The organism is Streptomyces sp. NPDC058045 (assembly GCF_042885635.1).
Lineage (GTDB): Bacteria > Actinomycetota > Actinomycetes > Streptomycetales > Streptomycetaceae > Streptomyces.
On sequence record NZ_JBHVRR010000003.1, the window covers coordinates 210873 to 218112 of the forward strand.

At 73.5% G+C, this 7240-nt stretch carries 6 protein-coding genes and 1 pseudogene; 5 read left to right on the plus strand and 2 right to left on the minus strand.

All coding sequences use genetic code 11. The features are described from left to right. Complete coding sequence (locus ACFVST_RS03860; RefSeq protein ID WP_390146584.1) at positions 1–1365, minus strand: MFS transporter; 1365 nt, start codon at positions 1363–1365, stop codon at positions 1–3. A 295-nt stretch (positions 1366–1660) separates the two neighbouring features. Here ACFVST_RS03860 and ACFVST_RS03865 point away from each other — a divergent pair, with 295 nt between their 5' ends. The 3 genes and pseudogenes from ACFVST_RS03865 (at position 1661) to ACFVST_RS03875 (ending at position 5503) form a co-directional block, all read left to right on the plus strand. Then, positions 1661–2806, plus strand: coding sequence for an FAD-dependent monooxygenase (locus ACFVST_RS03865; RefSeq protein WP_390146585.1), 1146 nt, complete (start codon positions 1661–1663; stop codon positions 2804–2806). A gap of 230 nt (positions 2807–3036) precedes the next feature. After that, positions 3037–3948: an NAD(P)-dependent oxidoreductase gene (locus tag ACFVST_RS03870; RefSeq protein WP_390146587.1), complete on the plus strand. Its 912-nt coding sequence runs from the start codon at positions 3037–3039 to the stop codon at positions 3946–3948. A gap of 35 nt (positions 3949–3983) precedes the next feature. Continuing rightward, positions 3984–5503, plus strand: a pseudogene (locus ACFVST_RS03875) (aminotransferase class I/II-fold pyridoxal phosphate-dependent enzyme). 1 nt (position 5504) lies between these two features. Here ACFVST_RS03875 and ACFVST_RS03880 read toward each other — a convergent pair. Next, the gene (locus ACFVST_RS03880; protein ID WP_390146589.1) at positions 5505–6146 is read right to left on the minus strand and encodes a phosphatase PAP2 family protein; all 642 of its coding nucleotides are present in this window, start codon (positions 6144–6146) and stop codon (positions 5505–5507) included. 133 nt (positions 6147–6279) lie between these two features. On the opposite strand from ACFVST_RS03880, the gene ACFVST_RS03885 reads away from it, so the two are divergent. Both ACFVST_RS03885 and ACFVST_RS03890 read left to right on the plus strand, forming a co-directional pair. Then, entirely contained in the window at positions 6280–6660 is a 381-nt protein-coding gene (locus ACFVST_RS03885) for a BlaI/MecI/CopY family transcriptional regulator (RefSeq protein WP_390146591.1), read from the plus strand. Next, on the plus strand, positions 6657–7240 hold a 584-nt coding region (locus ACFVST_RS03890), incomplete at its 3' end, for a M48 family metalloprotease (protein ID WP_390146593.1). The genes ACFVST_RS03885 and ACFVST_RS03890, both read left to right, overlap by 4 nt.

Sequence of the window (7240 nt, forward strand, 5' to 3'; positions counted from 1 at the left end):
TCAGGTGTTGAGCTCTTCCAGCGCCTTGCCCTTGGTCTCCACCGCGAAGAGGCACACCACGGCACCCACCGCGGCCACGATGCCCAACTGCAGGAAGACGGTACGCAGTCCGCCGCCCGCAGCGACGATGGCGCCGACCACGATCGGCCCCAGGGTGACCCCCAGCCGGTTCCACAGCCCGCCGAAGGCGGCCCCCTTGGCCCGGTTGCGGGTCGGGTACAGCTCCGGCGCGTACAGGTACAGGCCGGCGTTGACGGCGAAGAGGAAGAAGCCGGTGCAGGACGCGAAGACGGCGACCTGGGCGCCGGAGGTGGCGCCGAGCAGCGCCAGCACCAGCAGGGAGACGGCCGCCCCGCCGAGGCCGAGCGTCAGCGAGGGCCGCCGACCGATCCGGTCGATCAGCAGCGCCACCAGGAAGGTGCCGAGCAGACCGAAGGCGTTGGTCAGCATCGAGTACACCAGCGCGGTGGTGAGGTCCAGCCCGAACTCGCTGGTGTAGAGCTGCGGCAGCCAGGCGGTGATACCGAAGTTCACGTAGTAGGCGACGAACCACAGCGTCGAGAGCACGGTGGTGCGGCGCAGGTAGCGGCCGGTGAAGAGGTCGCGCATACGGCCCTTGCTGGTCTCCTGGACGACGGCGGGCCCGGGCTCGGGCAGCTCGCCCCCGGTGGCGGCGCGCACCTCCGCCTCGATCTGCTCGACGACCCGTTCCGCCTCCTCGTACCGGCCCTGGGAGAGCAGCCAGCGGGGGGACTCCGGAACGGTGCGGGGGAGGGTGACGGCGAGGAGGACCGGCAGTCCGCCGAGGATGAACATGGCCCGCCAGCCCAGGTTGGGCACCACCCACACGGCGACCAGGGAGGCCGCGGAGAGGCCCGCGGGGAAGATCATCTCGTAGAGGAGCACGAACCGGCCGCGCTTGTCGGCGCGGGCGATCTCGTTGACATAGGTGGCCGCGACCGGCACCACACCGCCGATGCCGAGGCCCTGGCAGAGCCGCAGCAGCGAGAACATCTCGATGTTCTGCGCCAGCGCCACACCGAGCGAGCCGAGCGTGGTCACGGCGACCCCGAGGGCCACCGTACGGACCCGGCCGATGCGGTCGCCGAGCCAGCCCGCGGCCAGCGCGCCGAGCAACATGCCGAGGGAGGCGGCGGTGATGGCGAAGGTGGCCTGGCCGGTGTCGAGGTGCCAGGTCTTGGTGAGGACCGGCAGCGCCGAGGCGGCGAGCAACTGGTCGAAGGCCTCCAGGAACGTCACCGCGCCGATGAGCACCCTGACCTTCACATGCCAGCGGGAGTGCGGGAGCCGTTCAAGTCGGGCGGCTATGGTGCCCGTGGCCGCTCGCGTGGCCGGTGTCGTCATGTGGTCTTCCTTCCGCAGGCCGGATGCGGAGGACACTAGAAGGCATTACCTAAGCGGTCAATAACTTGCAGTTAAGTTAATTCGTGGACATGTACGGCCCCGGAACGCGCCCCGTTGATGCTTCAGCGAGGTCTCTTCGTTCGCCGGAATACTTTTGTGCTTAGGTAATTGGGGCTACTCTGGCCACGCTGCCGCACTCCGCGCACCGCCCCCGCACACCGTGCCCGGCGGCCCCCGGAGCTGTTCATCCCCCAACGGGCAGCCGTGCGCCCCCCGCTCCTGGAGAGGAACATCCATGACCAAGCTGACCGTCGGAATCGCGGGCGCGGGTGTGGGAGGCCTCAGCGCCGCCCTCGCCCTGCGCACCCTCGGCCACCACCCGGTCGTCTTCGAACAGGCCGCCCAGTTCGGCCGGGTCGGCGCGGACATCAACCTCACGCCCAACGCGGTACGCGCCCTCGACGGCCTCGGCGTCGGAGAAGCGGTCCGCCGCACCGCCGCCCGCCCCACCCAGCGCATCAGCCGGATGTGGGACACCGGCGAGGTCACCTCCCGCCTCCCCATGGGCGACACCGCCGAACAGCGTTACGGCTCACCCCAGTTGACGATCCACCGCGCCGACCTCACCGAGGCCCTGGGCGCCGCACTGCCACCCGGGACCGTCCGCCACGGCCACCGGCTGACCGGCGTGGACACCACCGGCGACCGCCTCCGCCTGAGCTTCGCGGACGGCGACCCTGCCGAGGCCGATGTGCTGATCGGCGCCGACGGCATCCACTCCGCGGTGCGCACCGCCCTCTTCGGCCCCGAGCAGCCCGAGTTCACCGGCGTCGTCGCCTACCGTGCCGTGGTCCCCGCCGACCGGCTCGACGTTCCGCACCTGGACGCGTTCACCAAGTGGTGGGGCCCCGATCCGCAGACGCAGCTCGTCACCTTCCCGCTCAACCGGGGCCGGGACGTCTTCGTCTTCGCCACCCGCCCCCAGGACGCCTGGCGCGAGGAGTCCTGGACCACGCCCGGCGCGGTCGCCGAACTCCGCGAGGCCTACGCGGCGTTCCACCCGGAGGCCCGCGCCCTGCTCGCCGGCTGCGACAGCGTCCTCAAGTCCGCGCTCTACGTACGGGATCCGCTGCCCACCTGGACCGCCGGGCGGGTCACCCTGCTCGGCGACGCCTGCCACCCGATGATGCCGTTCATGGCGCAGGGCGCGGGCCAGGCCATCGAGGACGCCGTGGTACTGGCCCGGTGCCTCGCCGAGGAGAGCCGCACCCCCGAGGAGTCGCTGCTCGCCTACCAGGCGGCCCGGCTGCCCCGCACCAGCAGGGTCCAACTCGGCTCCCGCGCCAACGACTGGCTCAAGAGCGGCGGCGACGCCGACTGGCTCTACGGCTACGACGCCTGGTCCGAACCGACCGACGGACGCGCTCCGGTGCCCGCCTGACCGTTCCCCTCCGTACCGCGGGCGCGGTGGTCACCCCGCGGTGTGCAGGTTCTCGCCCGACTGCACGCGGCCAGCGGGCCCCGCGGCGCGCGGCGTCGGACCATCGACCGAGTGCCGCCTGCCGACCCCGTCGCGGGCGGCCCGCCGCAGCGTCGGCGAGCCGCCCGCATCGGCGGTCGGCGGCCGCACACCGCAACCACCGCAGTCCGCACAGCAGGAGAGGTGACGTGATGTCCGACCGGCTCACCGTGAGCGTCCTGGGCACCGGGATCATGGGCGCGGCCATGGCGCGCAACATCGCCCGCGCCGGGCACACCCTCCGCGTCTGGAACCGCACCCGGGCCAAGGCCGAACCGCTGGCCGCCGAAGGAGCCCAGGTCGCGGACACCCCCGCGGAGGCGGTCGAGGGCGCGGACGTGGTGCTCACCGTGCTCCACGACGGGCCGGCCGTCCTGAGCGTGATGCGCGAGGCGGCACCGGCACTCCGGCCCGGCGCCGCCTGGCTCCAATCCACCACCGCGGGCCTCGACGCCCTCGACGAGCTGGCGCGGTTCGCCCGCGAGCACTCCCTGGCCTTCTTCGACGCCCCGGTCCTCGGCACCCGGGAACCCGCCGAGGCCGGACAGCTCATGGTGCTCGCCGCGGGCCCGGTCGACCGCCGGGAGTCGGTGGCGCCCGTACTGGACGCCGTCGGCGCCCGCACCGTGTGGACCGGGACGGACGGTGCCGAGGGCAGCGCCTCCCGGCTGAAGCTGGTGGCCAACAGCTGGGTACTCGCCGCCACCAACGCCGTGGGCGAGTCCCTGGCCCTCGCCAAGGGACTCGGTGTCGACCCGCAGGGCTTCCTGGACGCGATCGCGGGCGGGGCCCTCGACATGGGCTATCTGCACGCCAAGTCCCGGCTGGTGCTGGAGGACCGGCTCTCCCCGCCGAGCTTCGCCGTCGCCACCGCGGAGAAGGACGCCCGGCTGATCATCGCCGCGGGCCGACGGCACGGCATCCGCCTTGACGGCGCCGAGGCGGGCGCCGAACGCCTCCGCCGCGCCGCCGCCCAGGGCCACGCCGAGGAGGACATGGCCGCCGCCTACTACGCCAGCTTCGCGCCACCCGCGGACACCCGTCAGACGGCCTCTCAGCACTGAGTGACAAGCCGTACGGACCGGGCACCCGTCGCACCATGCCGCCCGACCACAGCCGAGCCCCCGTACTGGAAGCCCTCGCCGCCTACCGGGCCTCCGGGCAGACGCCGTTCACACCTCCGGGACACAAGCAGGCCCGCGGCGCCGACCCCGAGGTCCGCGCCCTACTCGGGGACGCCGTCTTCCTCGGGGACGTCCTCGCCACCGGCGGGCTCGACGACCGGCACGGGCGGGGGCGGGTCCTGGAACGGGCCGAGGAACTGATGGCCGACGCCGTGCACGCCGAGCACACCTTCTTCTCCACCTGCGGCAGCTCACTCTCGGTCAAGGCCGCCATGCTCTCCGCCGCGGGTCCCGGCGACGAACTCCTCGTCGGCCGCGACGCGCACAAGTCCGTCGTCTCCGGCCTCATCCTCTCCGGGGTGCGCCCGGTGTGGGTCGACCCCCGGTGGGACGACGAACGGCACCTCGCCCACCCGCCCTCCGCCGAGGCCTACGCCGCCGCCTTCGACCGGCACCCCGGCGCACACGGCGCCCTGGTCACCAGCCCCACCCCGTACGGGGTCTGCGCCGACGTCCGGGCCATCGCCGACGTCTGCCACGAGCGCTCCCGACCGCTGATCGTCGACGAGGCGTGGGGCGCCCATCTGCCGTTCCACCCGGAGTTGCCGACCTGGGCCATGGACGCGGGCGCCGATGTCTGCGTCACCAGCATCCACAAGATGGGCAGCGGCCTCGAACAGGGCTCCGTCTTCCACCTCCAGGGCCCGCACATCGGCCCCGGCCGCCTCGCCTCCCGCGCCGACCTGCTCGGCACCACCAGCCCCTCCGTCCTCCTCTACGCGGGCATGGACGGCTGGCGCCGGCAGATGGTGCTGCACGGGCACCGCCTCCTCGGCCGCGCCCTCGACCTGGCCGCCGGGGTGCGCACCGCGATCGAGGAGATCGACGGGCTGCACGTCAACGACCGGGCGGACTTCTGCGGGCGGGGGAGCGGCGCGCAGTTCGACCCGCTGCCGGTCGTCATCGACGTCTCCGGCCTCGGGACCACCGGCTACCGCGCCGCGGACTGGTTGCGCACGGAGCACGCCGTCGACACCCACATCAGCGATCACCGGCGGATCAGCACCCAGCGCACGCCGTCGACACCCACATCAGCGATCACCGGCGGATCAGCACCCAGCTCACCCACGCCGACGACGAGCGGACCACCGGCACCCTGCTCGGCGCCCTGCGCGCACTGTCCCGGGCGGCCGGCTCCCTGCGCCCCGCGCCCCGGGTGCGGGTGCCGTCCGGGGCGGAGCTCAGGATGGAGCAGTGCCGGACTCCGCGGGACGCCTTCTTCGGGCCGGTGCGGGACGTGCCGGCCGAGGAGGCGGTGGGCAGGATCGCCGCCGAGATGATCACGCCGTACCCGCCGGGCATCCCCGTGGTCCTGCCCGGGGAACGGCTCACCGCCGTCGTCCTCGACTACCTCCGCAGCGGCGCCGCCGCCGGGATGAACCTGCCGGACGCGCAGGATCCGGAGCTGCGCACCGTCCGGGTCGCGGACGCCTGAGTCAGGACGCGCTCAGCAGCGGGCGCAGCCGGGTCGCGGCGAGCCGGTCGGCCAGCGCCTCCGGGCGGCGGCGCACCACGTGCATCGCGGCCCAGGCCACCAGCGCGCCGACGACCACGCCCGCCGCGACATCATGGGGATAGTGCGCCCCGACCCAGACCCGGGAGGCGGCCATCGCGGCGGCCGCGAACAGGGCGACCACCCCGAGCCGCCGGGAGACCAGCAGCAGCGCGACCGCGGCCGCGGCGGCGATGGTCGCGTGGTTGCTGGGGAAGGACCAGTCACCGGCGGCCGGGCAGGACTCCAGGGTCGACACCGGGAGGCTCTGGCAGGGCCGGTCCTCCCGCACCAGCGACTTCAGCACCATGTCCACCGCATAGGCCCCGACCACCACCAGCGGCACCGCCAGCGCCGTCAGCGCCAGCCCCGCACTCACCCGCCGCGCCCGCCACCACACGACCAGCATCAGCACCGCGAACACCGCCAGCCCGTACGTGGACCAGAGCGAGACCACCGCGTCCAGCCAGCCGGGGGAGCGGCGGGCCAGTTCCACCACGTCGGTGTAGACGGAGCCATCGATCCCGGAGCCGTCCATGGCGAGCCGGACACCCGGTGCCGGCGGCAGCGGTGCATGAGGGAACATGGATGGGCCTTTCGGTACGGACCGGGGAGGGCGCGGCTGAGCCCGCGAAAGTATACGTCTACAGAGCTGTAGACCGACTATGGCACTGTAGACGAAGAGCGGACGAAGATGGTTCCCATGGAGGACGGTTCCCATGAGTGACGCGAAGGACGAACGCCGCCCCGCCGGCGAGCTGGAGGCCGCCGTGATGGCCGCGCTCTGGTCCGCGGGCACCCCGCTCACACCCGGCCAGGTGCAGTCCCACCTGGACGCCGGCCTGGCCCGCACCACGGTCACCACCATCCTGACCCGCCTGCACGGCAAGGGCGCCGTCGAGCGCCGCCGCCAGGGCCGGGGCTACGCCTACCTCCCCGTACGAGAGGTCCAGGACGCCCAGGGCCTCACCGCCCGCCGGATGCACAGTGAACTCGACCGCGAGACGGACCGGGAGACGGTGCTCGCCCGCTTCGTCGCCCAACTCAGCCCGGACGACGAGCAGTTGCTGCGCCATCTGCTGGAGGCTCCGGAGCAGTGACCGCCCTGCTGCTGCCGTTGCTGGCACCCCTGCTGCTGCCCTGCGCCCTGCCGTTGCTGGCCCGCGGTGCCCTGCGGCGCCTCAGCCCGGTCGCCGCGCTGTGGGCGCTCACCGCCACCGCGCTGGTGCTCGGCGCCGCCGCGGTCGCCGCACTCGGCGGGCTGCTGCTCACCGGCCTGCTGAAGCTCCCGCCCCTGGCCGCTCTCGGACACTTCGTGCATCCGCTGCGCACCCCGTCCGACCTCCTGGTGCTGCCCGCGGCCGGGCTCGCCGCCGGGGCGCTCGCGGTGAGCACCTGGACCCTGGCGCGATCCGGGCGGCTACAGATCCGGGCGCTGCGCACCGCCCGCAGAGCGGTGGCCGCCCGCCCCGCCGCCGGCGACCTCTGCGTGCTGGAGTCCCCGCACCCCGACGCCTACGCGCTGCCCGGCAGGCCGCACCGGATCGTGGTCACCACCGCCATGCTGCGCAGCCTCGGCGCCGACGAGCGGGAGGTCCTCTTCGCGCATGAGCGTGCGCACAACCGCGGCGGGCACCACTTCTTTCTGGCCGCCGCCGAGTTGGCCGCGCACTGCCATCC

Coding starts and splice junctions, on each gene's coding strand:
- ACFVST_RS03860 (WP_390146584.1), bottom strand. CDS start 1,365: ATGACGACACCGGCCACGCGAGCGGCCACGGGCACCATAGCCGCCCGA.
- ACFVST_RS03865 (WP_390146585.1), top strand. CDS start 1,661: ATGACCAAGCTGACCGTCGGAATCGCGGGCGCGGGTGTGGGAGGCCTC.
- ACFVST_RS03870 (WP_390146587.1), top strand. CDS start 3,037: ATGTCCGACCGGCTCACCGTGAGCGTCCTGGGCACCGGGATCATGGGC.
- ACFVST_RS03880 (WP_390146589.1), bottom strand. CDS start 6,146: ATGTTCCCTCATGCACCGCTGCCGCCGGCACCGGGTGTCCGGCTCGCC.
- ACFVST_RS03885 (WP_390146591.1), top strand. CDS start 6,280: ATGAGTGACGCGAAGGACGAACGCCGCCCCGCCGGCGAGCTGGAGGCC.